The organism is Reyranella sp., assembly GCF_050185545.1.
In the GTDB taxonomy this organism is placed as follows: Bacteria; Pseudomonadota; Alphaproteobacteria; order Reyranellales; family Reyranellaceae; genus Reyranella.
Window position 1 is genome coordinate 1 of the sequence record NZ_JBFWZI010000185.1, and the last position, 2,162, is coordinate 2,162.

3 protein-coding genes are annotated in these 2,162 nt (G+C 66.4%); all 3 read right to left on the bottom strand.

The features are described from left to right. Positions 1 to 113: 113 nt before the first annotated feature. Genes AB7O82_RS31220 through AB7O82_RS31230 form a run of 3 tightly spaced genes read right to left on the bottom strand, consistent with a single transcriptional unit; the run spans position 114 to position 1,822 of the window. Complete coding sequence (locus AB7O82_RS31220) at positions 114 to 605, bottom strand: SRPBCC family protein (protein ID WP_428621062.1); 492 nt, start codon at positions 603 to 605, stop codon at positions 114 to 116. Continuing rightward, positions 602 to 1,264 carry a YceI family protein gene (locus AB7O82_RS31225; protein ID WP_428621063.1) on the bottom strand — a complete coding sequence of 221 codons (663 nt, stop codon included), beginning with the start codon at positions 1,262 to 1,264 and terminating at the stop codon, positions 602 to 604. The genes AB7O82_RS31220 and AB7O82_RS31225 overlap by 4 nt, the downstream gene beginning before the upstream one ends. An 18-nt stretch (positions 1,265 to 1,282) precedes the next feature. Then, positions 1,283 to 1,822 (bottom strand): SRPBCC family protein, encoded by a 540-nt coding sequence (locus AB7O82_RS31230; RefSeq protein WP_428621065.1) that lies wholly within the window; start codon positions 1,820 to 1,822, stop codon positions 1,283 to 1,285. Between the last annotated feature and the right edge of the window lie 340 nt (positions 1,823 to 2,162).

Sequence of the window (2,162 nt, forward strand, 5' to 3'; positions counted from 1 at the left end):
CATAACGTCTCCGGCAACTGCTGACGCCATAACGTCGCGGCGCCGTGAAGAGATGCGTGCGACGCGTCATCACGGCGCCACGCATGTCCCGGCTCGCGCCGATCCGCCGAGGCTCATGCCGCGTCCCAGCGCGCCTCGAAGAACGCTGCGCATCTGTCGAGGCAGCCGGTCCAACCAACCTGGTGGTCGAGGCGGGCCGCGTCGGAAGCGAAGGCGGTATGCCTCAGGGTGAGGCGCGTCCGCTCCCCGAGGCCGTCGAAGGTCACCGTCACCAGGGTCTCGCGATCGATCGCGCCGCCGGCATCCTCGGTCATATAGGTGAAAACCAGGCGCTCCGGCGCGACGATCTCGCGATAGACCCCGTGCTTGACGATCACGGTCCCGTCGGGCGCGCGCATGCGGCGATGCCAGGTGCCGCCGGGACGCAGGTCGATGGTGCAGGAAAGCGGAGTGAAGTCGCGCGGCGCCCACCAGCGCGCCGCCAGCCGCTCGTCGGTCCACGCGGCGAAGACGCGCGTCCGCGGCGCCGCGATGTCGCGCGTGACGACGAGCTCGCCGGCGACCGGCCTCACGATGACGTTCGGGGCGTGCGCTGGGCCGTTCATGGCGTCCTCACGAACTCGACATCGGCCACGATATCGATCGACGGGCCGAGCAGCGGCATCAGGCCGAACTCGACAGGATTGATGCCGGCGCGGGCGGTTGCGCCGATGCGCGGCTGACCGGTCAGGCCCTTGCCGGCGCCGACCAGCTCGACATCGAAGGTAACCGGCCTGCTGTGGCCCAGCAGGGTCAGGGTGCCGTCGACCTTGCCGGCGCGCGGCCCGGTCTGCCGGAAGGCGGTCGATACGAACGTCGCCTGGGGAAAGGCCTTCGACTTCAGGAAATCGTCGCCGGCCAGCTGTTCGCCGAAGCCCTTGACGTTGGAGGTGATCGACGCGGTCTCGACCTTGGCCGACAGCGCCGCGCCGTTGGGATTGGCGGGATCCCACTTCAGCGTGGCGTCCAGCCGATCGAACCGGAAGATGCTCCAGGAGTAGCCGAGGTGCGAGACGCGGGCGATGATTGCGGCATGATCCGGGTCGAGCGCATAGGTGCCCGCGAGGGCCAGCTTGTAGTCCTGCTCGGCCGGATAGACGCCCGGCGGCAGGCCGGACGACGCCGACTGGCCGTGGCCGATCGCCGGGACGAGGACCAGCGCCAGGAAGGCTGCCAGCACGCGTGGCGACAGCAGGCTCGCGCGGACATCACGCCGCTTGCTCATGACTCCCTCCGTGTTCGACTATTTCTTCTCGGCAAGCGCCTTGAGATTGGCGAGGCCTGCTTCGAAGTCCTTGCCGATCATGGTGTCCATGTTCATGAACAGGCTCACCACCTTGCTGATCAGCGGGCTGGGGCCGTGGATTGCCCAGGTGACCTCCGTCCCGTCGCCCTTGGGCTTCAAAGTGAACTCGGCCGTGTTGTGCGCCTCGAATGGCTTCTGGAAATCGAGCTTGATGACCACCTTCGACGGCTGCGACGCTTCGAGGATCTCCATGCTGCCCTGCCCGACATTCTTGTCGCCGTCCCAGGCGTAGGTCGCGCCCTTGCCGGCGGTGATGCTGCCGAACGTGCGCTTCATCGCCGGGTCCTTCTTCTCGTAGGGCGACCACTCGGCCCATCGCCTGAAATCGGCGATCAGCGGATAGACCCCGTCGGCCGGCGCATTGATGCTCACCGAGCGCTCGACGCGAAAGCTGTCGGGCCTGGTCGAGGCGTAGATCAGCACGCCGGCGATCGCGACCACGACAACCAGCACGGCGATTCCGAGGATCTTCAGCATGATGCTCGCGGATGTTACTTAACTTGGCGGTTAAGAATTAGGAAGGACCCGCGGCAATGTCAACTCGCGGGAGGTAATGATCACGGCGGGCGATGCGCATGGGGTGAATCCACGGACGAAGATGCCTCGCTGGGGGCGCGCCACTGGTGGCGGAGTAAACTCCACCAAAGTGGCGCGGTCTTTGGTTGATCACACAGACGACGCGCCACTGGAATTCACCACCGGTCTGCTGGCCGACCTTCATGGATGAAACTCATGGCCGGGGAGCGCCACTCCAGTGGCGCTCATGCGGACCGCGGGCGTCTCGCCCGCTCATGATTCAAATCATGAGCGGGCGAGA

Excerpts from the sequence above, each read along its gene's own strand:
- AB7O82_RS31220 (WP_428621062.1), bottom strand. The coding sequence starts at position 605 with ATGAACGGCCCAGCGCACGCCCCGAACGTCATCGTGAGGCCGGTCGCC.
- AB7O82_RS31225 (WP_428621063.1), bottom strand. The coding sequence starts at position 1,264 with ATGAGCAAGCGGCGTGATGTCCGCGCGAGCCTGCTGTCGCCACGCGTG.
- AB7O82_RS31230 (WP_428621065.1), bottom strand. The coding sequence starts at position 1,822 with ATGCTGAAGATCCTCGGAATCGCCGTGCTGGTTGTCGTGGTCGCGATC.